Here is a 21,426-nt window from a genome sequence, read left to right as displayed (position 1 = left end):
GGCGCGTCGACGTCGGGCCTTAGTCCGCGCGTCGCGTGAACGGTGTTTCCGGCACGGGCGTCAGCGCTTTGCCGGTCGAGAACCACGCCACGACGTTGTCGGCGACGAGGTCGGCCATGGCGTTGCGCGTCACCACCGAGGCAGAGGCCACGTGCGGCAGGAGCGAAACATTCGGCAGCGCCACAAGCGCCTCCGGCACCTGCGGCTCGTTCTCGAAGACATCGAGACCGGCACCGGCGATCACGCCCGCCTGAAGCGCCGCGATCAAGGCCTGTTCGTCGACCGTCGAGCCGCGTCCGACATTGATCAGCACCCCATTGCCGCCAAGCGCGGCAAGCACCTCGGCATTGACCGTCCGCCGCGTCGCCTCGGTGCCGGGTACGATGACAACAAGCGTATCGACCGCAGCTGCGAGCCCCGTCAGCGTCGAATGGTAGGCATAGACAAGGCCTTCGCGCGGGCTGCGCGTATGATAGGCGATCGATACGCCGAAGGCTTCGAGCCGCTTGGCAATCGCAAGACCGATGCGCCCGAGACCGTAAAGACCGACGCTTCGACCCCGCAGCGACAGCGGCGATAGCGGGAAGGCGCCCTCGCGGCTCCAGCGACCTTGGCGCAGCCATTGCTCCGCCTGCGGCAATTGACGGAGCGTGTTGAGCAGCAGCCCGACCGCGGTATCGGCCACTTCTTCCGTCAGGACGTCGGGCGTGTTGCTGACGGCAATTCCCTTGGCCGCGGCATGCCCGACCTCCACCCCGTCGTAGCCGACGCCGAAATTGGCGATGATCTCAAGCTGCGGCAGGGCGTCCATCAGTGCAGCCGGCACGCGCCCGGAAACGGCGATCGCCTTGACGTCCTGCATCTGCGGCGTCACCAGCGTCGCATCGGCACCTTCGATCCGCACCACTTCGAACCGTTCCGCCAGACGATCGATCACCCGCGGATTGATTTTTCCGGGCACGAGAACGCGAATGCAGGCAGACATGGCAATTTTCCTTGCGGGTGATGGACCTCAGGCGATGACCCGCAAGGGGCCGGTCGACTGCCGGATGCGCATCTCCGGCTTGATCAGGTGAATTCCATCCGGCTCATGGCTGCCGGAGAGCTTGTCGAGTAGTGCGCGGGCAGCACTGCGGCCGACATCGGCCTGCCCATTCCAGACGGTGGTGAGCGCCGGCGTCGCGATCGACGCCTCTTCCAGGTCGTCGTAGCCGGTCACGGAGATGTCGACGCCTGGCACGAGACCGGCGCGCGCGATGCCGTTCATCATGCCGATCGCCACGAGGTCGTTCCAACAGACGACCGCGGTCGGCTTCTGCGGCAGCGAAAGCAGGTGCACTGCGGCCTCGAAGCCGCCCTGCTTCGTGCGGGGCCCGGGAATGCGCAGTTCCGGATCGACCTCGATGTTGGCCTTGCGCAGCGCGTTGACGTAGCCCTGGTAGCGGTCGCGTCCGGTGGAGGTCTCGTCCGTGCCGCCGACCATGGCGATGCAGCGGTGGCCAAGGCCGATCAGGTGGTTGGCGGCAAGCGAGATGCCGTAGGCGTCGTCGCCGCGGAAGATCGGCACGTCCACGCCCTCGATCGAGCGGGCGATCAGGATCGCCGGCATGCCGTTGTCCTCGGCGAGCTGGATGTCCTCCAGCGGCGTGCCGATCGCCGGCGACATGATGACGCCGTCACCGCCGAGCTGCAGCAGCGTCTCGATAAAATCGCGCTGCTTGTCGACGGAATCGTAGTGATTGGAAAGAATGAAGGTCTGCTTGTCGCGGTCGAGTTCGGCCTCGATCGCCTTCAGGATTTCCCCGTAGAACGGGTTCATGATGTCGTGCACGACGACGCCGATGATGCCCGATCGTGATGTCCTGAGACTGGCGGCGCGGCGGTTGTAGATATAGCCGAGCGCGCGCGCCTGTTCCTTGATCTTGTCGCGGGTGACGGTCGCCACCAGCGGGCTGTCACGCAGGGCCAGGGATACCGTCGCCGTCGAAAGACCGAGTGTTTCCGCGATCGTCGAAAGCTTGACCTTTTGCGCCACGATGCCCCCTGTAAGCCTGTTTCGCCCCATCCGCACGAACCCCAGCCAGGAGCGGTGCGTCAAGCCGTTCGACATCCTTCGCGCGCCTTTGAGACGGCACGCGTGCCATAAATTTAAATCCCTATTTAAACTGTTTAAATCGCCGCGGCAATATGCGGCAAATCAGGTTCAATCGGCCGCGCGCGCAGCCTGGAGATTGCTGTCAACGGCGCGCAGCAGCTTCATCAGCGTGCGAACCTGCTTGTCGGTCAGACCACGGGTCGCGAGCTTTTCAGAATGCTGACCGGCCTCGGCGATCGTCTGCAGCCGGTTGCGGCCGGGCTCAGTGAGATAGACCTTGGTGAGCCGTGCATCATCGTCGTCCGGACGCCGCTCGAGAAAGCCCTGCGCTTCCATGCGGCCGATGGTGCGGGTCATGGTCGGCGCCTTGACGCCGAGCTTGACCGCGAGCCCGCCGGCCGTCAGACCGTCGGTCTCGGCCAGCGCCAGCATGACGCCATCCTGTCCGGCATAGAGGCCGCTTTCGAGCAGATTGCGGGAGAGCACGGTGCGCATCGACCGCGCAGCCTGGACAAGGACGGCGGCAAGATCGTGAGGCTCGATCAGGAGCTCGTCCTTCTTCTTGCCGTTCTTGCCCTTCTTTTCGGCCTTGTTCTTCTTGCCCATTGGACCTCCTGCCGAATCCCGTCTCGAACACTTATAACAATACAGCTTGCGATTACGAACTGTATGACTCAAATAACAATTTTACGACAATTGACGTGGAGGATCGAAGAGAAATGTCGATGCCCGAGCCGCGATGGCAGGACAATCCGGCCGACCTTCCGCCTGACGCCCGCCGCGACTGGATCGCGGTGCTGCCGCTCGGCGCGCATGAGCAGCACGGACCTCACCTGCCCTTCGAAACCGACACGCTGATTGCTGAAGGCATCGTCTCGCGCACCATCGCCGCGCTTCCCGCCGATCTGCCTGTAACCTTCCTGCCGGTCGAGCCGGTCGGCTACTCGATCGAGCACATGGATGTCGCCGGCAGCCGCACGCTTGGCTACAGCGAGGCGGTCGAGCGCTGGCTCGGCATCGCCGGGGATCTCCATGGCCTTGGTATTCGCAAGCTCGTGATGCTGAACGCCCACGGCGGCAATTCGCCGTTGATGACGATCGTCGCGACCGAAGCGCGCGTGCGCTTGAACATGCTGGCGGTCGCGACCAGCTGGACCCGCTTCGGCCAGCCGGACGGCTGGATCGCGCCAGAAGACAAGGCCTTCGACATTCACGGCGGCGATATCGAGACTTCGGTGATGCTGGCGCTGCATCCCGACAAGGTGGACACGACAAAAGCGTCCGATTTCCCCTCGCGTCAGCGCGACTTTGCCGGTCGCTTCAAGCATCTGCGTGCCTACGGCCCGCATGCCTTCGGCTGGAAGATGCGCGACCTCAACGCCGATGGCGTTGCCGGCAACGCGTCAGCCGCAACGGCTGCGCGCGGCGAGGCGCTGCTTGCCTATGCCGTCAAAGGCCTTGTCGAACTGCTCGAAGACGTCAGGGATTTCGACCCGTCTGAACTCGCCTGACGCGTGAACCGACGCCCGGCAAACACTTTCTTTGCGGTTTTGCGCTATCAAGGACGTCCGTTGGAAGAGCAGAGAACCCATGGCGAAGATCATAGCGCTCGGCGCCTATTTTTATCAGGCCGTCATCGCCTTCGGCCTGCTGATCATCGTCGCCCATTGGCTGGCGCCTGCGGACTACGCCAGCTATTCGTTGTTCATCTCGATCTGCCAATTCGCAGCGATCGCCGCTTTCGAATGGGTGCGCTTCGCCTGCACCCGCTTCTATCCGGGGCCGGACGCTGACAGCGAGGCGGCTGAGCGGCGCACGATCCTCGTTGAAGCGACGGTCTGCGCAGCACTCTGCCTGGCCGCAGCCTCGATAGCCGTGTTCTTCGGCGTGCCGGCGGTCGTCGCCCTTGTCGGCGGTCTGGTGTCGATCGCGCAAGGGGGCAGCGACCTGCATCTGACGATGCTGCGGTTTCGTCAGGACTTTCGCGCCTTTTCCGTGTTGCAGGGATCACGCGCCACAATTCTGGCAGTCGGCACGCTCGCCGGGGCATTGGCCTCGCCCACCTTCCTCTCAACGGTCACGGGGCTTCTGGCCGGCTACGCTGCCTACGGCCTGCTCGCCTCGGTTCTTTCCCGCAGCCCGGCAGCGCGACCGACCGTTGCACTGGAGACTGCGCGCTTCCGCAAGCACCTCGTCTATGGCAGCGTTTCGGCCGGCGCTGCAACGGCCGCCATGTTCGCGCCGCTCGCCCTCAAGACGCTGCTGACGTCCGTTCTCGGAGCGACGGGTGCCGCCGGCGCGCTGTTGGCGCTCGACCTTTTGCAGCGGCCCTTCGTGCTCATCGTTTCGGCGCTTCAGGCGATCCAGTACCCCGAAATCGTCGCCGCCCACGACCGGACCGACAACCGCGCGGACCTCGCCCGGACGCTCGGGCAATACTATGCCCTGCTTGCCAGCTTCGCGCTGATGATGGCGGCCGGCATCTTTGCAGTGCTCCTGCCGGTCACGTGGGTCGTCATCAGCCCGGACCTGCAGCAGGGGTTCCTCGCCACGGCGCCCGCGATCATCCTCATTTCGCTTGCCCGCACGCTGACGCAGATCATGTTGCCGACGCCGCTGCACCTGAAGCAGCGTCTTGCGCTGATCCTTCTGCTCGCCGTCATCGACTGCCTGCTGCTGAACCTCGGGGCGCTCGCGGCACTGGTTGTCGCAGGCCCGAGCGATACGGCGCTTGCGACCGGTGGTGCGATCGGCGCGGTCCTTGCGACCGCCTTCGGTCTGCGCCTGATGGCGGTGCTTCCCTTCGACCTCCCCTGGTCGCCGGTGCTTCTTGCCGCCGCAGGGCTCGCCACGGCTGGTTTCGCCTTCGCGCTCGCCGGCGAAACCAGCTATCTCGCGATCGGCGCCGGCATCCTCGGGGGCGGCGTCCTGTGCCTGCTCGCACTCAACCAATTGCGGCTGATGATGCGGGCTCCGGCCCCATAGGGCTGGAAACAATTGCGCTAAGAAAAACTGCACGAATTTCCGGTTAGATCGCCGCCGAAACGTTCGGAGAGTCCGCCATGAACATCGTCGTCGGCATAGCGACCGCAGGCCGCCGCGAAGTCCTTTCGGAGACCCTGCTGCATCTGACGCGGCAGACCCGCTTGCCGGACTCCATCCTGGTCTGCCCGAGCGCGCCCGAGGACATCGACGAAAACCGCCTCAGTGCCCTCGCAGTCGACGTCCGCGTCGTTAAGGGCAGCAAAGGCTCGAGCGCGCAGCGCAATGCGATCCTCGACCACGCGACGACCGCCGACCTAATCGTCTTCTTCGACGACGACTTCCTGCCACACCACGACTTTCTCGCAGAGTCCGAGCGATTGTTTGCGCGCGAGGCGGATATCGTCGTTGCAACCGGCCTGGTTCTGGCAGACGGCATTCACGGACCCGGCATTTCGGTGGCCGATGCGAAGGCGATCCTCGATGGCGACGCCGGTCCCGCGCCCGAGGATCAAATCACACCCGCCTTCAATGCCTACGGCTGCAACATGGCCTTCCGTGTTGCGGCGATCGCCGTCGAGCACACCCGCTTCGACGAGCGCCTGCCGCTCTACGGCTGGCAGGAGGACGTCGATTTCTGCCGGCGACTTGCGTCACGCGGGCGCATCGTCAAGTCGCCGAGATTGCGCGGCGTCCATCTCGGCAACAAGCGCGGCCGCACCTCGGGTTTGCGTTTCGGCTACTCGCAGGTCGCCAATCCGCTCTATCTGCGCAACAAGGGCACGGTCGGCCTCAAATGGGCGCTGCGTCTGATGGGGGGCAACGTCGCTGCCAACATCCTCGGCAGCGTCAGGTCGCAAGGCCTCGTCGACCGCCGCGGTCGGCTGAAGGGCAACGTCATCGCCGTCTTGGATATGCTGCGCGGACGGTTGGACCCGATGCGCGTGCTCGACCTCTAACGCCCTCCGCAGCCATCAAGCCCGGCTGGCAGCCAGCATGTTGAGCAGCACCACCGCGCTTCCATCCCAGGAAAAGCGCTTGGCATTGTCGTAACCGGCATGCGTCAACTCACGACGCAAAGTCGCGTCGGCCGAAATCATCCGCATTGCCTCGACCAGCGTTTCCGCCTTCAACGGATCGAAATAGCGAACCGCGTCGCCGCAGGCCTCGCGCACCGGCGGGATGTCGGCGGCCAGCACCGGGCAGCCTTGCGTCATCGCCTCCAGCGGCGGGATGCCGAAACCTTCGTAGAGGCTCGGAAAGACGAAGGCGACGGCGTGGCGCTGCAGCCCGGCGATCTCCGCGTCGGTCAGGCGCCCCGGAAAGATCAGGTTGCCCTTCGACGTCGGCGCGATATCGCGAAAAACCGACGGATCGGTGCCGCCCACCACGACCAGCTTGTGGTCACCGGCACCCAAGGCCTCGAAGGCGCGCACGGCAAACTCGACATTCTTGTTGGGTTTCAGCGTGCCGACCAGAAGGAAGAAGGGCGTATCGGTCAGCCCGAGCCGCGCGATGACACCGTCGTCCGGCTGAAGGCCGGCGAAGTGATCGGTCGCATTGTAGATCACATCGATACCGGCCGAAGGCACGCGGAAGACGTCGGCTAGTTCCTTGCGCGAGAAGTTCGAGACCGTGCCGATCTTGGCCCTCCGCGTGAGAAGATAGCCGAGCGTTCCGTGGAACAGCCGGTATCCGCGCCCGAACGAGGCGGGATGGCGAAAGAGCGTGACATCGTGGATCACTACCGCCTGGTCGCCATGCAGCACCGGACCGCTGCCGCCGAAGCCGATGAGCGTGTCGCGGCGTGACCGCCAGAAGAGTGGCCCCTGCTCCCATAGATGGCCCGGGCCGGAGCCGAAGCGCTCCACCGAAATCGCCTTGAGGCCGAGATCGTCGACAGCCTTGCCGGGAGCAAGGAGCCGCCAGCGCACGCCCTTCAGCGCATGCGGCACCGCACCCGAAGCGATGCGCTGATCGAGCGCCCGGGTCATCTCGCGGGCGAAGCGCTGCACGCCCGTAAGCGGCTGGGTCAGGAACCGGCCGTTGATGGAAATCGTCTTCACGTGCGCACCCCTTCGATGTGCCCCGCACTCTCGCCGATCTTGATGAAAGGAGGGTTATCGGGATCGCAGCGATCAACGCCGCCCGACCGGCAAAATCGCCTGCGCCATTTGCGCATCGCCGCCGCATCTCCTATATGAGACGCGACTAGGATGCCTGCTCCCGCATCCGGAAATCCCAGAGGTTCCCATGACCGAAACATCCCCGCAGAAGCCGATCCCCGTCACCGTGCTCACCGGCTATCTCGGCGCCGGCAAGACGACGCTTTTGAACCGCATCCTCAGCGAGAACCATGGCCGCAAATACGCGGTCATCGTCAACGAGTTCGGCGAGATCGGCATCGACAACGACCTGATCGTGGAATCCGACGAGGAAATCTACGAGATGAACAACGGCTGCGTCTGCTGCACCGTGCGCGGCGACCTGATCCGCGTGGTGGAAGGCCTGATGCGCCGCCCCGGCCGCTTCGATGCGATCATCGTCGAGACCACGGGCCTTGCCGACCCGGTCCCGGTCGCCCAGACCTTCTTCATGGACGACGACGTGCGCGCCAAGACCGAGCTTGACGCCGTCGTCGCGCTGGTCGACGCCAAGCACCTGCCGCTCCGGCTGAAGGACAGCCGCGAGGCCGAAGACCAGATCGCCTTCGCCGATGTCGTGCTGCTCAACAAGACCGACCTCGTCACGCCCGAGGAACTGGAGCGCATCGAGGCGACCGTGCGCGTCATCAATCCGTCGGCCCGCATCTATCGCACCCAGCGCTCCGAGATCGATCTCGCCAAGGTCCTCGACCAGGGCGCCTTCAATCTCGAAAAGGCGCTGGAAAACGATCCGCACTTCCTCGACCAGGACGATCACGAACACGATCACACCTGCGGTCCGGATTGCGGCCACGATCATCACCATCACCACCATGATCATGATCACGACCACCATCATCATGATCATGACCACGATCACGACCATCATCACCACCACGATGCCCCCTCGCCGATCCACGACGTGACGGTGCAGTCGATCTCGCTGCGCGGCGGCGAGATGAACCCGGATCGCTTCTTCCCCTGGATCCAGAAGATCACCCAGACGGACGGCCCGAACATCCTGCGCCTGAAGGGCATCATCGCCTTTGCTGGCGACGCCGAGCGTTACGTCGTTCAGGGCGTGCACATGATCATCGAGGGCGATCACCAGCGTGCGTGGAAGGAAGGCGAAAAGCGCGAAAGCCGCCTCGTCTTCATCGGCCGTGACCTCGACCGCGAAAAGCTCGAGCGCACCTTCAAGGCCTGCGAGGCGCAGCCGAACTGATGCCGACTGTCGCTCCCCTCGATCTCGAAGGTCACGTCGTCGGCGTGTCCTTTCTCAAAGGCGTCCCCTTCTTCGCCGAAGCCACCGGCGCCATCCACCGCCTCGACCTCGGCCACAAGACGACGGAGGTCCACGAAGGCCTGCTATCGCTCGTGGTCGACGAAGCCAACGATACGCTGCTGACCGGCGGCGAAGATGGCAAGGTCATGCGCACGGCCGCCGACGGTACCACGGCGCTGGTCGCCGAAGCGCCGCGCAAGTGGATCGCCCAGGTTGCCGCCGGCCCGCAAGGTGCCGTTGGCTATGCCTATGGCAAGACCACGCACGTGAAGCTTGCCGACGGCACGACGAAGGAATTCGCCGAGCAACGCACCGTCGAAGGCCTCGCCTTCGCGCCGAAAGGCCTTCGCGTCGCCGCAGCGCGCTACAACGGCGTGTCGTTGCATTGGGTCGGCACATCGGGCCAGCCGATCGACCTCGAATGGAAGGGCGCCCACACCGGCGTCACCTTCTCGCCCGACGGCCGCTTCCTCGTCACCACGATGCAGGAAAACGCGCTGCACGGCTGGAAGCTCGACGCCAAGCCCGGCGCCGAAGCGCGCCACATGCGCATGACCGGCTATCCGGCCAAGGTGAAGTCCTTTTCCTGGTCGGCCAAGGGCAAGTGGCTCGCATCCTCGGGCGCGCCGGCTGCCATCGTATGGCCCTTCCAGGGCAAGGACGGCCCGATGGGCAAGGCGCCGCTCGAACTCGGCACCCGCGCCGACATCATGGTGACCTCCGTCTGCTGCCATCCGGCCGAAGATATCGTCGCCATCGGCTATCAGGACGGCATGATCCTCGGCGCACGCTTTGCCGACAGCAAGGAAGTGCTGCTGCGCCGTCCCGGCAAGGGCGCAATCACCGCCATGGCGTGGAACAAGGATGGCCGGCAGCTGGCCTTCGGCTCGGCCGAGGGCGACTGCGGCGTCGTCGATATCGCGGGATAAACGGTGGCGCATGACCGCATTGATTGAGACGCTACGGTACGAAGGCTCGCTTGCGGCACCGCTCGCTGATGGCGCGGTCTGGAGCCTGATCCGGGCGGAAGCGCGCGCGCTTGCCGCACGTGAACCGGTCATGGCGCCCACCCTGATGCCGATCATCGATGCCGGATCGGATGCCGAATTGCTGGCCGGCGTGCTCGCAGCCGGCTTGGCCGTCGCGCGCGTCGACGAACGCTCGCTTGCGCAGCTGCTCACCGACGTCTTCAAGGCAAACCCTCAGATCCTGCTGGCGACCGAAGCCGATCTTCAGGCGGTGAAAGAGCGTGACCCGGCCTGCCCGGGCCTCAAGCATGTGCTGGTGAACCTCAAGGGCTTTCAGGCACTGCAGACCTACCGCGCTGCTCACCAGCTCTGGGTCGATGGCCGACGTGAAGTCGCGAGCTGGCTTTCGAACCTCGCCTCGCTCGTCTTCGGACCTGACATTCATCCGGCCGCCTGCATCGGCAAGGCTGTCATGCTCGACCATGGCTCCGGCATCGTCATCGGAGAAACCTCGGTCATCGAAGATCAGGTCTCGATCCTCCAGAACGTCACGCTCGGCGGTACCGGCAAGGAGACCGGAGACCGCCACCCGAAGATCGGCCGCGGCGTGATGCTCGGCGCCGGCGCCAAGATCCTCGGCAATATCGAGGTCGGCGCCTATAGCAAGGTCGCCGCCGGCAGTGTCGTCCTCAAGACCGTTCCGCCGCGCACCACCGTCGCGGGCGTGCCGGCAACCGTCGTGCGCATCCATCGCGTCGATGAAATTCCGGCAGCGGAGATGGACCAGACGATCGTCTGATCCCATCCTGTTGCCTGTCAGATCTTCACCAGCGCCGCGGTGGCATACATGAATGCCGCACCGGCTGCGAGGCCGGCCAAAACCGGCGGCGTCAGGAACACGTCGCTCCGGCGCTCGCTCTGGCGCATCAGATAGGCGCCCACTTCGACGATCACCTGCAGGATCGCGCCCGCCCCGATCGCCAGCGCCAAGGCGGACCATTGCGCCGAGGCGGCAAGGCTCCCGAGCCACATGCCGATGACGGCCGGGCTGCCCGCCAGCAGCGTCAAACTGACGAAGACCGAGAACGGCGGCCTCTTCTTCAGGATCGGCGCGGCGATGCCAATGCCTTCTGTGACATTGTGGAGCGCAAAGCCGAGCACGAGGAAGGTGCCGAGCCCGGCCGAGCCGGCCGCAAAGGCGGCCCCGATCGCCAGCCCCTCGCCAAGATTGTGCAGGCCGATGCCGAGCGCGATGTAGGTGGAGAGCGCCAGCCCGGTCGGCGCACCACTTCGCCGGCCGATTGCCATCAGCAGAAGGAAGCTGCTTAAAGCCGCCAGCACCACCATGACTGGCCCCTGGAAGATCGCCGCGGCTTCGCCGGCAAGCTCGAGCGCCTCGCCACTCGCATCGACCAGCAGGAAGCCGAGCAGGCCGATCGTCAGCGACAGCAGAAAGGCCATGCCCTCGCGCCCAACACCACGCAGCACCGGATAGAACATCAGCCCGACGGCCACGGGCACGATGCCGACGATGATGCCGACCAGGGCTTGCAGCCGCAATTGGCCCGTCGTCGCCTGGGGCGTCGGCACGGCAACCGCAATGTCATGCGCAAAGGTGGCGCCGGTGTTGGTCACCACCTTCACTGCATGCGCCTCACCGAGCATCCAGGGAAATGGCAGTTTCAGCCATGCGGCCCCACCGCGTGCGATCGGCCCCGGCGGGTCCTGGGCGAATTGCCAATAGGCGTCGTCCACCTGGACCTGCGCCACCGTCATCGGTTCCGATCCGCCGGCGCGAACAAGCAGACTGAGACCACTATCGTCGAGAACGGTTCTTTCGAAGGTGAGGTTTTCGACCGGCGGCGCACCGTTGCGAAAGCCCGACAACGGATCGGTTGATACGAGCCAGGCAACGGAGATGCCAAAGACGATAAGAGGCAACGCCAGCCACACCAGGTTGGTCTTTGCCGCGCGAATGGCAGCTCTTGGCATCTCGTTCATGCGAGCGCCTCCACCACGTCGAACATGCCGACCCAACCGAGCTCAGTGAACTCGGTCTGGTGCGGGTGGAACATGTAGAGGCCGGGTTCGTGCTCAGCGAAGGTGAATTCGAGGATGCCGCGCTGCGCCTGGCACTGGGTAATGAGATCGACGGTTTTCAAGGTCGGCGTCAACGTCGTGCCCTGGTCGTAATAGTCGAAGAAATTGGCGTGCAGGTGGAAGGAGTTGATCGGGTCGAACTCGATGACGTTGATGAGATAGATGCGCACCGGCTTGCCCTTCACGATCCGGATCGGCCGTTTCATGAAGGCGTGCGCGACGGTGTTGACCGCATAGAATTCATTCTCGGCATCGAAGTTGGTGTCGAAGGCGTTCATCACCATCACCAGTTCCTGCCAGCCGGCGTTCTCTGGTGTGCCGAGCAGCCGGGAGCGGGCGACCTCCACATGCTCCGGCCGGCGCTCCGGGTCGGGATCGATCACGAAGGCGCCGTACATGCCCTTGTGGATGTGCCGGCGCAACGGCATCGCATGGCAGTGGTAGAGATGGCAGCCGAAGGGCTTGGCATCGAACTCATAGATAAATTCGTCACCCGGATCGACCATGCCGGCCCCAGGAACGCCGTCCATGCGCGCCGCGTGAATACCGTGGAAATGGATCGAGTGCGGATGCGAAGCATAGTTGCGAAAGACGATCCGCAGCCGCTCGCCTTCTTTGGCCCGCAGCGCCGGCCCCGGCACGCGGCCGTTATAGGTCCAGGCGGGAAATTTGATGCCGGGTGCGATTTCGATCTCGCGGTCCTCCGCCGTCATCTCGAAGGTGCGCAGCGTCCGTCCGTCCGGCAGCGTCGAAACCGTACCCGTGTCCCAATCTGTGAGCATCTCCGTCGGGTCGAAGCCGTTGACGGCGCTATCGACCTCGCCGACCGTCATCATCGCGCCATGCCCCATGGCGGGCATCGGCTCCTGTCCCGCCGCTCCCGATGGCGCGGCATGACCGACATGGCTCGCCTGTTGTTGACCCAAGGCGGCGCTGGTGCAGATCGCCGTTCCGCCCGCTGCCGCCAGCCCGCCCATCAGCAGACTGCGCCTTCGCAGCAGGTCCGGTCTTGTCGGCTTGTCCATATTCGCCCCTCTCCCTCATTGGGTAACACGCACCGCACCGCGCCTGACTGGGGCCAGCAACGATCCACCTGCTTCTGCAAATCATTTGCAACAACATCAATAGTGCAAATGCATCCCATTCGCAACTGACTTGGGAAGCGTGATGTCCGAAGGGGCCGGCAGGACCGCGCGCTCAGCACGGCGCGCCCGTCATCATCCCGGAAACCAAAACGTCCCCGGAAGGCGCCGGCCTCGGGGACGTTGGGTTGAACTTCGGCGCCGGACCGGAAACGAACATGTCCGCAGGGCCTCGGCAGGCGGTGCTCGCGCCTCACCATTCAAGTTCGAGTTGCGGGATCCCGTTGGAGGTTTTTTCGATCGTGCGGCCGCTCTCGTCCACCGTCGCGGTAACCCGCTGGCGCAAGGCCGAGAAGCTCTCGAAGGTGACGACGTCGACCGGCTGGTCGAATTTCATCGTCAGACGATAGCGTCCCGGCTGCGCCGCGATCGCCTGGACGCCCAGGATCTCGCCTTCGAAGGCCTGGCCGAGATAGCGCCCCTTCACGCGGGACCCGAGCATCCAGGGATTGAAGGGCGGCCGGTTGCCGGCGGCGGCATGCAGCGTGTTCCAGTCGCGATAGCCGTACTGGGCGGCGATCAGTTCGAGCGAGCGGGAATGGCCGATGGTTTCGCCTTCGGATGCGAGGCGGATGCGCAGACGCTTGGCCTGGTCTTTCAGGGCGTCGAGCGAGGGAAGCGGGATTGATCCGCGCGTCATGAGAAGGTCTCCTGCAGCGGCATGCATTCCTTGAAGATGGGAGCCCGCATTGCCACCGGTTCGCATGCCGTTTCGGCTGACCGTGTCTCAAAAGAAGGACTTCACCAAAGCATGACGCTCGCGGACGGCAGGGACCTTCACCCTGCCGCTTCCATAGGGGATGCCGCCTCGACTGTCAAACCAGGCCCGGAAATGCGGCTGCGACCCCGCGAAAGACGATTGCGCACGCGCAAAAGCTGTGGGACGACTGAAGGAGACGACGAGGGAGGAACTCATGACCGAAATGACGATACTCGCATTCGCGCTGGTTGCCTTCATCGGCATCGCGACACCGGGCCCGACGGTCCTCCTCGCACTCACCAACGGATCGCGCTACGGGGTGCGGCGCGCAATCGCCGGCATGGTCGGCGCCGTCCTCTCCGATTTCGTGCTGATCGGCGCGGTCGCGCTTGGCCTCGGCGCGCTGCTGGCGGCCTCCGAATTCTGGTTTACCGTCGTCAAATGGCTGGGCGCGGGCTATCTGGCCTTTCTCGGCATCATGCTGCTGCGGTCGAAAGGGACGATCCAGGTGGCAAACGAAGCCGGCGGCGCGGCTCCCGTTTCCTCTGCCGCGATTTTCCTCAAAAGCTTCCTGGTCGCTGTCACCAATCCCAAGGGTTATCTGTTCTTCACCGCCTTCTTGCCGCAGTTCATCGATCCGGCGGCACCACAGGCGTCGCAATACGCCATGCTTGCGCTCGTCTTCGCAGCCGTCGATTTCACCGTGATGTTCGGCTATGCGCTGCTCGGCGCGAAGGCTGCAGCTTTCCTCAAGCGTTCCGGCGCCGTCTGGCTCGACCGCCTCTGCGGCGGCGCCTTGCTGGCGCTCGCCGGCTCGCTCGCCCTCTATCGCCGCGCCACCGCCTGAAATGCTGTTTCGCCAAAACGTGCTCGCTGGCATCGCCAGCCGCGACGTGACCTTGGCCTTCCGGCGTTGGACCAAGCCGACGGTCAAGGCCGGCGGTAGTTTGCGCACCTCAGTCGGTGTTCTCGCCATCGATGCCGTCGACGAGATCGACGAAGGCGCGATTACCGACAGCGATGCCCGCAAAGCTGGCTTTGTCGATCTCGGCGCTCTCTTGAAGGAGCTGGCCGCTCGCCCGGAAGGGCGCTGCTATCGCATCGCCTTCCACCGTGCCGGCGACGATCCACGCATCGCCCTGCGGGAAGCGGCTGACCTCGACGGTGAAGGACGGGCAGAAATCGACCGCAAGCTCGCGCGCTTCGACGACAGCGCCGGCATGGGCTGGACGCGTCCGGTACTGCAGCTGATCGCCGTCCGTGACGGGACGACCGCGGCGGAGCTGAGCGCCGCCATCGGCATGGAGAAACTGAAGCTCAAGGCGCGCATCCGCAAATTGAAGGAGCTCGGCCTCACCGAAAGCCTCGATGTCGGCTATCGCCTGTCCGGCCGCGGGCGCGCCTATCTCGACGGCGAATAGCCCGCGTGAAAAAGCGGGCGGTGACGCGGACACGATCGGTCATTCCTTCCAATCCCGATCGCCGCTGTTGCGTGCCTAAAGCAGGTGTGAGACGACTTGCCACCGAAACGGACCACCCCCATCAGGCAAGGCGAGGAGACAGGCATGATCGGCTACACCATGGTCGGAACGGCGGACCTGAGGCGCGCAGAGCGCTTCTACGATCCGGTGATGGCGCTGATCGGCCAGGAGCGCTGCTACTGCGACGAGCAGGTTTCCTCCTGGGGTCGAAAGGATGATGACAAGGCGCCGCGTTTCTTTGCCTGCCACCCCTTCGACGGGAAAGCCGCCTCGATCGGCAACGGTGCGATGACCGCCTTCCTGGTGGAAAGCGCGGAGGTCATCGACCGGCTGTTCGAGACCGCCATGGCGCGCGGCGGCAGCGAAGAGGGAAAACCAGGCTTCCGTCCGCAATATGGCGATGGCTTCTACGCTGCCTATGTGCGTGATCCCGACGGCAACAAGCTGGCCTTCGTCTGCTACGACGCCCGCGAGGTCGAGAGCTCGTCCTGACCCGCCTTAACGGCGCGTCGACCAGCCGAACCAGATCGCCACGGCCGCAAGCATCAGCGCGAGCACACGCCGCACCAACCGTTCGCGTGCCGGCGAGTTGAGGACCGGTTCCAACGCCCCGGCCAGAAGCACGATCGCGGCATGAACCGCGGTCGCGACCCCCACATAGAGCGCGGCAAGCGTCAGGTTCTGGGGCAAGAGCGGGCGTGTATCGTCGACGAAGGTCGGAAGCACGGTGACGAAGAACAGCGCCGCCTTCGGATTGAGCAGATTTGTGATCAGGCCGCGCCGGAAATAGAAGGATGCGGGCTTGCCGCTCGGCCCCGCCTCCTCACCGTCACCGTTCCAGGCCTCGAAGGCGAGATAGAGCAGGAAGCCGACGCCTGCCCAGCGAAGCGCCCCATAGAGCATGTCCGACTGGCCGACGAACTCGGCGACCCCGAAGGATGCGGCAAGGCCGACGATGGCCAGGCCGAGCGCCACGCCGGCGACGGTCGCCATGCCGGGCCTGCGCCCCTCCGAGGCCGCGACCATGGCGAGGTAGGCCATGTTCGGTCCCGGCGTCAGTTCGATGATGAAGGATGTCAGTAGAAAGGGCAGCAGGGTCGCTGCCCCGAAAATGAACGGATCCATGCGCGAGACTTCCATCCGCCTGCAACGAGGCCTTGCCGCAAGGACAGGTCAGCGGTGCCGCATTGTCAAGGAAGATCACGAACCCATCAGCAGGGAGCGCCCGGCATGTCATGCGTCTGCCCCCTCGCCGATCACATCGGACCAGCGAGGGAGCAGCGAAAAATCCGCCACCGCAGGGTTGGCGGCGGAAAGAGATCTCAGGCGGCGCGGCGAACCGGCGGCATGGCGAGCTTGCGGCCGCTGGCGACGATCAGGCCGGCGGTGCCCTCGAGCCAGTTGTCCCGAAGCTCGAGCGCCAGGAACCGGTCGCGTTCGAACGGCCCTGGCATCACCAGATGCTGGGTGCGGCTGGCAAAGAAGCCGAAGCGCTCGTAATAGGCAGCATCACCGACGAGCAGGATCGCGCCATGGCCGCGGTTCTTGGCCTCTTCGATCGCGGCCCGCATCAGCATGCCGCCGATGCCCTTGCCCTCATGGGCGGGGTCGACTGCGAGCGGACCGAGCAGCAGCGCCGGCACGGCATGGCCCTCACGGCTGACGCCGGCCTCGACGTTCCAGAGCCGGACCGTGCCGATCACGTGACCATCGACATCGCGGGCGACGAAGGCAAGGCCTTCGGCTGGCAGCCGGCCGCTGCGCAGCTTCTCCGACGACTTGCGGCGGCGCTCCGGCCCCATGGCACGGTCGAGCAGGTTCTCGCGCGCGACGACGTCGCCCGGATTCTCCGCATCGATTACAAATGTAGTGGGCGCGAAAAACGCGCGCAGGGCGTCAACAACAGCGGCCATCGGGGCCTCCCGTCATCAAAACCGCTTCAGGCGGACCGAACGAAAATTGTGAAGTGGCGCTCCCGCCCGAGGACGGGAGCAGGCCGGATCAGATCACATAGGCCTTCAGCGGCTCGAAGCCGTTGAAGGCGACGGCCGAGTAGGTCGTCGTATAGGCGCCGGTACCTTCGATCAGAACCTCGTCGCCGATCGAAAGGGTGATCGGCAGCGGATACATGTTCTTCTCATAGAGCACGTCGGCCGAATCGCAGGTCGGGCCGGCGAGCACGCAAGGCTCCATTTCGTCGCCATCGCGCGCCGTACGGATCGGGTAGCGGATCGCTTCGTCCATGGTTTCGGCGAGTCCGCCGAACTTGCCGATGTCGAGGAACACCCAGCGATGGGCGTCGTTGTCCGACTTCTTCGAGACGAGAACGACTTCCGCCTTGATCACGCCGGCGTTGCCGACCATGCCGCGACCGGGCTCGATGATCGTTTCCGGGATGTGGTTGCCGAAGTGCTTCTTCAGCGCGCCGAAGATCGCCTGGCCGTAGGCTTCCGCCGTCGGCACGTCCTTCAGGTACTTCGTCGGGAAGCCACCGCCCATATTGACCATCTTGAGCTCGATGCCCTGCTTGGCCAGTTGCACGAAGACGCGCTTGGCATCGGCAAGGGCCTGATCCCAGGCATCCAGCTTCGTCATCTGCGAACCGACATGGAACGAGACGCCGTAGGAAACGAGGCCATGCTGGTGGGCGTAGACGAGCACGTCGACGGCCATCTGCGGGACGCAGCCGAACTTGCGCGACAGCGGCCATTCGGCGCCTTCACCATCAGTCAGGACGCGGCAGAACACGCGGGCGCCGGGGGCTGCGCGGGCAACCTTCTCCACTTCTTCGTGGCTGTCGACCGCGAACAGGTTGACCCCAAGCGCGTGGGCGCGGGCAATGTCGCGCTCCTTCTTGATGGTGTTGCCATAGGAGACGCGGCTCGCGGTCGCACCGGCGTCGAGCGCCATTTCGATTTCGGCGACGGACGCGCAATCGAAGGAGGAGCCCATACCGGCGAGCAGGCGCAGGATTTCCGGCGCCGGGTTTGCCTTGACCGCATAATAGATCGAGCTGTCCGGCATTGCATGGCGGAAAGCCTTGAAATTGTTGCGCACGACGTCGAGGTCGACAACAAGGCACGGGCCTTCCGGTCGTCGGGTGTTGATGAAGTCGATGATGCGAGCCGTGGTCATGGCCATATTCCCCTGATCCAAGATGCCCCGCTTTCGCGGAGGACAAAGGGCATACGCGCACATGCTCTGGAACCAGCCGGTGGAGACCCCGGAACCATGCATGCGCTCGATGCGCGAACGGTGAATCAAAGCCCGCCTAGGCTTCAATTCGGCTTTGTCTGCCATGGATTGGAGGGAATAACCCAACCGCACTTCCGGCAATGAAGGTGTGCCTCTTCAGTAACCCCGGCTGTTGGAAAGCCGGCAGACACCAGAAAGGCCCGCACCGTCGTTGCTTCAAGATGTCCTCGCATTTCCCGGTTGGCCGGAATAGCGACTGGAGGGGTTAGTTCCAGGTACCTTACCGATACCCTCACCTAATCGAGGGTCGGCGGACACCCACAGGCACGTGCGACTTTGGGCAAGGGCGTAGGTAAGAAAAAAGCCCGTCGTAATCAAGAGTTTTTTCACAACCGCGGTTGAATTTTTTTCCAGCCGGGCAAAACTGTCGATGTTCACAAATTTTGAACGCTTGGCGCCAGATCGTCCACAACGCTAAAGCATTGAAAGAAGACTGTTATTTATAAGAACAGGCACTGAAGGCAGAACCCGGCGCAATGACGCAAGCGACGGACAATCTGCCGTCTGCATTATCGACGCGGAAAGAGGCCTTCGCCGGCGAATCGGCGAAGCACGATTGAGAGCACGAAAGAAAGATCGTCATGGACACACTCACCCGCATCCGCGCCTTTATCGATGTCGTGGACGCCGAGGGGTTCTCGGCCGCCGCAAGGCGTGTCGGCAAGTCGAAGGCGCTGCTTTCGAAATATGTGCGCGAGCTCGAGGATGAACTCGGTGCGCTGCTCCTCAACCGCACGACACGGCAGTTCTCGCTGACCGAGGCTGGCCACACCTACTATCGCACCGCGTCGGAAATCCTGAAGGAGATCGACAATCTCGCCGATCTCGTGCGCGCCAACAACTCCGACCTGAAGGGACGGCTGCGCATCACCGCGCCGCGCACCTTCGTCGATGCCGACATCGGCCAGTCGCTGGTCGATTTCGGCAAGCAGCATCCCGAACTCTCGCTCGAAATTATCTCCGACGACCGTTTCGTCGATCTGGTCGAGGAAGGCTTCGACGTCGCCATCCGCATCACCCGGCTCGAAGATTCGACGCTGATCGCCCGCAAGCTCGACGATTTCCAGGTGCTGATCTGCGCTGCCCCGGAATTCCTGGAAAAATCTGGCCCCATCGCTCACCCGACGGACCTTTCCAAGCTGCCCTGCATTCTCGATACCAATGGCCGCTCCTATTCCAACTGGCGCTTCGTCGAGCCCGATGGTTCGGCCTTCACCGTGCCCGTCAGCGGCCCGATCGAGGTCAACAGCCCGCTTGCAGCCCTCAGAGCCACCGTCTCCGGCCTCGGCGTATCGATCATCCCGGACTTCATCGCCCGCCCGAAAATCGCTACCGGCGAACTCGTGACGCTGTTCGACGATTTCCTCCCCCGCGACCGCGGCATCTATGCGATCTATCCGCATCGCCGCTACCTCCCGGCCAAGGTCAGAACCCTCGTCGACTTCCTGCACGCCTGGTTTCGCAAGCCACGGTGATCGGGCGCCGGCACCTCAAAGTCCCAATTCCGTCCCATTTCCGGTACATTCCCGGAAACGAATCGCGGAGCGATCGCTCCAGCCGAAAGGATTGCCGCCACATGAGAACCAAACGCCTCGTCATGGCCGGCCTTGCCACCCTGGCTGCCCCGTCGCTGGCCTTTGCCCACCCGCACATCTTTGCGGAAGCGCGCCTCGAGGTCGTCTCCGACGACAAGGACGAGATCAGCGAACTCAGGAACGTCTGGCGCTTCGACGAACTGTTCTCCTCCAGCGTGGTGCTCGATTTCGACAAGAACTCGAACGCGACGCTCGATCCGGATGAATTGGCCGAAGTCGGGCAGACGGTGATGGAGTCCCTGTCCGAGTACAATTATTACACGACGATCCTCGACAACGGCAAAACCATCAAGGTCAACAAGCCGGATCACATCACCGTCGACTACAAGGACGGGCAATTGCTGATGATGTTCGCGGTCAAGCCGGCCGAGCCGATGCCGCTCAAGGGCAAGCTCTCCTTCGGCGTCTACGATCCAACGATGTATACGGCCATGGACTTCGCCACCGACGATGACCTGACCGTCGTCGGCGACAAGATCAATGCCTGTGAGCACAAGGTCGTCCGCCCTGATCCCGACGAAGTTCTCGCCGAGAACAAGGACACCTTGACCGACGCCTTCTGGAGCGACCCGACGGGCACCGACATGTCGAAGCTGTTTGCAACCAGGATCGAGATCACATGCTGAACACCCGCGGGATCGCACGTCTGGTCACGGCCGCGCTCGTCGTCACGGCGCTTTCTGCAACAATCGCCGCGGCGCAGTCGCCCCTCGGCATCGGCACGGCCGAGCCCGCGTTCAAGACGACCGGTTTTCTCGGCGGCTTCTTCGCCTGGATCAACATGGAGCAGCAGGGCTTCTACCGGCTGATGACCAATGCGCTGAAGGGGATGCGTGAGAACCCCTGGCAGCTCTGGTCGCTGGTCGGCCTGTCCTTCACCTATGGCGTGTTGCATGCCGCCGGCCCCGGTCACGGCAAGGCGGTGATCTCGTCCTACATGATCGCCAACGAGACGGAACTGAAGCGCGGCGTGCTGCTCTCCTTCCTGTCCTCGCTGCTGCAGGGCGTGGTCGCGATCCTCCTGATCGGCGCCGTTTACCTCATCCTGCGCGGTACCTCGATCAGCATGACCAGCGCCACGCGCTGGCTGGAGATCGCAAGTTACGCGCTGATCGCCGCCTTCGGCGGCTGGCTTCTCCTGCGCAAGCTACGGTCGATGCTGCGTCCGGTTGCCTTGGCTTCCGTTGCCGGCGGCGGGCACGTCCAGCTCGCGGACGATCACCATCATGATCATCACGATCATCATCATAGCCACCATCATGATCACCACGGGCACAGCCATGGCCCGGGCGAGGTCTGCTCGAGCTGTGGCCATGCGCATGCGCCCGACCCGTCGATGCTGAAAGGGGATCGTTTTGCGCTCCGCGAAGCTTGGTCGGCAGTCATCGCCGTCGGCCTGCGCCCGTGCTCCGGCGCACTCATCGTGCTGTCCTTCGCACTCCTGAACGGGCTTTACCTCGGCGGCGTGCTTTCGGTCTTCGCCATGTCGATCGGTACGGCGATCACCGTCTCAATCCTTGCGACCATGGCCGTCACCGCAAAGGGCGTTGCGCTGCGCTATGCGGCAAACGGCGCGGCGGCTGCCCGGATCTCGAACGGCATCGAGATCGCCGGCGCTGCCCTGGTTCTGTTGCTGGGATTGGCGCTGCTCGGCGCGGCTTTGCAGAGCTGACGCACGC

General features: G+C 64.2%; 22 protein-coding genes. 12 read left to right on the top strand and 10 right to left on the bottom strand.

Annotated elements, in window-relative coordinates; genetic code table 11:
• Window positions 1–19: 19 nt before the first annotated feature.
• The 3 genes from IB277_RS17875 to IB277_RS17865 form a co-directional block, all read right to left on the bottom strand.
• A complete protein-coding gene (locus IB277_RS17875; RefSeq protein WP_090297945.1) occupies window positions 20–985 on the bottom strand; it encodes a 2-hydroxyacid dehydrogenase in 966 nt (321 codons plus the stop codon).
• A 27-nt stretch (window positions 986–1,012) separates the two neighbouring features.
• Entirely contained in the window at window positions 1,013–2,035 is a 1,023-nt protein-coding gene (locus IB277_RS17870) for a LacI family DNA-binding transcriptional regulator (RefSeq protein ID WP_034786913.1), read from the bottom strand.
• A gap of 168 nt (window positions 2,036–2,203) precedes the next feature.
• A complete protein-coding gene (locus tag IB277_RS17865; protein ID WP_034786917.1) occupies window positions 2,204–2,701 on the bottom strand; it encodes a MarR family winged helix-turn-helix transcriptional regulator in 498 nt (165 codons plus the stop codon).
• A 113-nt stretch (window positions 2,702–2,814) separates the two neighbouring features.
• Here IB277_RS17865 and IB277_RS17860 point away from each other — a divergent pair, with 113 nt between their 5' ends.
• From IB277_RS17860 to IB277_RS17850, 3 genes are all read left to right on the top strand, one after another.
• Window positions 2,815–3,606, top strand: a complete 792-nt coding sequence (locus tag IB277_RS17860) for a creatininase family protein (protein ID WP_090297948.1) — start codon at window positions 2,815–2,817, stop codon at window positions 3,604–3,606.
• A 79-nt stretch (window positions 3,607–3,685) separates the two neighbouring features.
• Window positions 3,686–5,080 carry a hypothetical protein gene (locus tag IB277_RS17855; protein ID WP_090297953.1) on the top strand — a complete coding sequence of 465 codons (1,395 nt, stop codon included), beginning with the start codon at window positions 3,686–3,688 and terminating at the stop codon, window positions 5,078–5,080.
• Between the two features lie 77 nt (window positions 5,081–5,157).
• A complete protein-coding gene (locus IB277_RS17850) occupies window positions 5,158–6,036 on the top strand; it encodes a glycosyltransferase family 2 protein (protein ID WP_060517551.1) in 879 nt (292 codons plus the stop codon).
• 15 nt (window positions 6,037–6,051) lie between these two features.
• Here the strand turns inward: IB277_RS17850 and IB277_RS17845 are convergent, their stop codons facing one another.
• Window positions 6,052–7,143 carry a glycosyltransferase family 1 protein gene (locus IB277_RS17845; RefSeq protein WP_090297956.1) on the bottom strand — a complete coding sequence of 364 codons (1,092 nt, stop codon included), beginning with the start codon at window positions 7,141–7,143 and terminating at the stop codon, window positions 6,052–6,054.
• A 187-nt stretch (window positions 7,144–7,330) separates the two neighbouring features.
• On the opposite strand from IB277_RS17845, the gene IB277_RS17840 reads away from it, so the two are divergent.
• The 3 genes from IB277_RS17840 to cysE are packed head-to-tail and all read left to right on the top strand — an operon-like array spanning window position 7,331 to window position 10,273.
• Window positions 7,331–8,446: a GTP-binding protein gene (locus tag IB277_RS17840; RefSeq protein WP_090297959.1), complete on the top strand. Its 1,116-nt coding sequence runs from the start codon at window positions 7,331–7,333 to the stop codon at window positions 8,444–8,446.
• Entirely contained in the window at window positions 8,446–9,435 is a 990-nt protein-coding gene (locus IB277_RS17835; RefSeq protein WP_090297962.1) for a WD40 repeat domain-containing protein, read from the top strand. The genes IB277_RS17840 and IB277_RS17835 overlap by 1 nt, the downstream gene beginning before the upstream one ends.
• A 10-nt stretch (window positions 9,436–9,445) precedes the next feature.
• Window positions 9,446–10,273, top strand: a complete 828-nt coding sequence (cysE, locus tag IB277_RS17830) for a serine O-acetyltransferase (RefSeq protein ID WP_090297965.1) — start codon at window positions 9,446–9,448, stop codon at window positions 10,271–10,273.
• A gap of 17 nt (window positions 10,274–10,290) precedes the next feature.
• Here cysE and IB277_RS17825 read toward each other — a convergent pair whose 3' ends face one another.
• The 3 genes from IB277_RS17825 to IB277_RS17815 form a co-directional block, all read right to left on the bottom strand.
• The gene (locus IB277_RS17825; protein ID WP_110819345.1) at window positions 10,291–11,475 is read right to left on the bottom strand and encodes a ZIP family metal transporter; all 1,185 of its coding nucleotides are present in this window, start codon (window positions 11,473–11,475) and stop codon (window positions 10,291–10,293) included.
• Entirely contained in the window at window positions 11,472–12,599 is a 1,128-nt protein-coding gene (locus IB277_RS17820; RefSeq protein ID WP_090297968.1) for a multicopper oxidase domain-containing protein, read from the bottom strand. Before IB277_RS17820 ends, IB277_RS17825 begins: the two co-directional genes overlap by 4 nt.
• Before the next feature lie 310 nt (window positions 12,600–12,909).
• On the bottom strand, window positions 12,910–13,356 hold the full coding sequence (locus IB277_RS17815; RefSeq protein WP_060517538.1) for a glyoxalase superfamily protein: 447 nt from the start codon (window positions 13,354–13,356) through the stop codon (window positions 12,910–12,912).
• A 274-nt stretch (window positions 13,357–13,630) separates the two neighbouring features.
• Between IB277_RS17815 and IB277_RS17810 the strand changes: the two genes are divergently transcribed.
• The 3 genes from IB277_RS17810 (at window position 13,631) to IB277_RS17800 (ending at window position 15,389) form a co-directional block, all read left to right on the top strand.
• On the top strand, window positions 13,631–14,263 hold the full coding sequence (locus tag IB277_RS17810) for a LysE family translocator (protein ID WP_090297970.1): 633 nt from the start codon (window positions 13,631–13,633) through the stop codon (window positions 14,261–14,263).
• 1 nt (window position 14,264) lies between these two features.
• Entirely contained in the window at window positions 14,265–14,837 is a 573-nt protein-coding gene (locus tag IB277_RS17805; protein WP_090297973.1) for a hypothetical protein, read from the top strand.
• A gap of 144 nt (window positions 14,838–14,981) precedes the next feature.
• Window positions 14,982–15,389, top strand: coding sequence for a VOC family protein (locus IB277_RS17800; RefSeq protein ID WP_110819344.1), 408 nt, complete (start codon window positions 14,982–14,984; stop codon window positions 15,387–15,389).
• Window positions 15,390–15,395: 6 nt separating this feature from the next.
• On the opposite strand, the gene IB277_RS17795 is transcribed toward IB277_RS17800, so the two are convergent.
• From IB277_RS17795 to odc2, 3 genes are all read right to left on the bottom strand, one after another.
• Window positions 15,396–16,022 carry a LysE family translocator gene (locus tag IB277_RS17795; protein WP_034786964.1) on the bottom strand — a complete coding sequence of 209 codons (627 nt, stop codon included), beginning with the start codon at window positions 16,020–16,022 and terminating at the stop codon, window positions 15,396–15,398.
• Window positions 16,023–16,219: 197 nt separating this feature from the next.
• Window positions 16,220–16,810, bottom strand: a complete 591-nt coding sequence (locus tag IB277_RS17790; protein ID WP_034786966.1) for a GNAT family N-acetyltransferase — start codon at window positions 16,808–16,810, stop codon at window positions 16,220–16,222.
• Between the two features lie 88 nt (window positions 16,811–16,898).
• Window positions 16,899–18,038, bottom strand: a complete 1,140-nt coding sequence (gene odc2 / locus IB277_RS17785; protein ID WP_218686560.1) for an ornithine/lysine decarboxylase — start codon at window positions 18,036–18,038, stop codon at window positions 16,899–16,901.
• A 695-nt stretch (window positions 18,039–18,733) separates the two neighbouring features.
• Here odc2 and IB277_RS17780 point away from each other — a divergent pair.
• The 3 genes from IB277_RS17780 (at window position 18,734) to IB277_RS17770 (ending at window position 21,419) form a co-directional block, all read left to right on the top strand.
• Window positions 18,734–19,627, top strand: a complete 894-nt coding sequence (locus IB277_RS17780) for a LysR family transcriptional regulator (protein WP_060517532.1) — start codon at window positions 18,734–18,736, stop codon at window positions 19,625–19,627.
• A 101-nt stretch (window positions 19,628–19,728) separates the two neighbouring features.
• Window positions 19,729–20,373, top strand: a complete 645-nt coding sequence (locus IB277_RS17775; RefSeq protein ID WP_034786971.1) for a DUF1007 family protein — start codon at window positions 19,729–19,731, stop codon at window positions 20,371–20,373.
• Window positions 20,367–21,419, top strand: a complete 1,053-nt coding sequence (locus tag IB277_RS17770) for a nickel/cobalt transporter (protein ID WP_090297979.1) — start codon at window positions 20,367–20,369, stop codon at window positions 21,417–21,419. Before IB277_RS17775 ends, IB277_RS17770 begins: the two co-directional genes overlap by 7 nt.
• Window positions 21,420–21,426: the final 7 nt, after the last annotated feature.

Source organism: Ensifer sp. ENS07 (assembly GCF_014852185.1).
Classification (GTDB): domain Bacteria; phylum Pseudomonadota; class Alphaproteobacteria; order Rhizobiales; family Rhizobiaceae; genus Ensifer; species Ensifer adhaerens.
This window is presented reverse-complemented; position numbering and strand designations above follow the sequence as displayed.

Coding starts and splice junctions, on each gene's coding strand:
- IB277_RS17860 (WP_090297948.1), top strand. CDS start 2,815: ATGTCGATGCCCGAGCCGCGATGGCAGGACAATCCGGCCGACCTTCCG.
- IB277_RS17790 (WP_034786966.1), bottom strand. CDS start 16,810: ATGGCCGCTGTTGTTGACGCCCTGCGCGCGTTTTTCGCGCCCACTACA.
- IB277_RS17820 (WP_090297968.1), bottom strand. CDS start 12,599: ATGGACAAGCCGACAAGACCGGACCTGCTGCGAAGGCGCAGTCTGCTG.
- IB277_RS17780 (WP_060517532.1), top strand. CDS start 18,734: ATGGACACACTCACCCGCATCCGCGCCTTTATCGATGTCGTGGACGCC.
- odc2 (WP_218686560.1), bottom strand. CDS start 18,038: ATGGCCATGACCACGGCTCGCATCATCGACTTCATCAACACCCGACGA.
- IB277_RS17800 (WP_110819344.1), top strand. CDS start 14,982: ATGATCGGCTACACCATGGTCGGAACGGCGGACCTGAGGCGCGCAGAG.
- IB277_RS17775 (WP_034786971.1), top strand. CDS start 19,729: ATGAGAACCAAACGCCTCGTCATGGCCGGCCTTGCCACCCTGGCTGCC.
- IB277_RS17825 (WP_110819345.1), bottom strand. CDS start 11,475: ATGAACGAGATGCCAAGAGCTGCCATTCGCGCGGCAAAGACCAACCTG.
- IB277_RS17855 (WP_090297953.1), top strand. CDS start 3,686: ATGGCGAAGATCATAGCGCTCGGCGCCTATTTTTATCAGGCCGTCATC.
- IB277_RS17875 (WP_090297945.1), bottom strand. CDS start 985: ATGTCTGCCTGCATTCGCGTTCTCGTGCCCGGAAAAATCAATCCGCGG.
- IB277_RS17815 (WP_060517538.1), bottom strand. CDS start 13,356: ATGACGCGCGGATCAATCCCGCTTCCCTCGCTCGACGCCCTGAAAGAC.
- IB277_RS17835 (WP_090297962.1), top strand. CDS start 8,446: ATGCCGACTGTCGCTCCCCTCGATCTCGAAGGTCACGTCGTCGGCGTG.
- IB277_RS17840 (WP_090297959.1), top strand. CDS start 7,331: ATGACCGAAACATCCCCGCAGAAGCCGATCCCCGTCACCGTGCTCACC.
- IB277_RS17810 (WP_090297970.1), top strand. CDS start 13,631: ATGACCGAAATGACGATACTCGCATTCGCGCTGGTTGCCTTCATCGGC.
- cysE (WP_090297965.1), top strand. CDS start 9,446: ATGACCGCATTGATTGAGACGCTACGGTACGAAGGCTCGCTTGCGGCA.
- IB277_RS17850 (WP_060517551.1), top strand. CDS start 5,158: ATGAACATCGTCGTCGGCATAGCGACCGCAGGCCGCCGCGAAGTCCTT.
- IB277_RS17795 (WP_034786964.1), bottom strand. CDS start 16,022: ATGGATCCGTTCATTTTCGGGGCAGCGACCCTGCTGCCCTTTCTACTG.
- IB277_RS17805 (WP_090297973.1), top strand. CDS start 14,265: ATGCTGTTTCGCCAAAACGTGCTCGCTGGCATCGCCAGCCGCGACGTG.
- IB277_RS17770 (WP_090297979.1), top strand. CDS start 20,367: ATGCTGAACACCCGCGGGATCGCACGTCTGGTCACGGCCGCGCTCGTC.
- IB277_RS17865 (WP_034786917.1), bottom strand. CDS start 2,701: ATGGGCAAGAAGAACAAGGCCGAAAAGAAGGGCAAGAACGGCAAGAAG.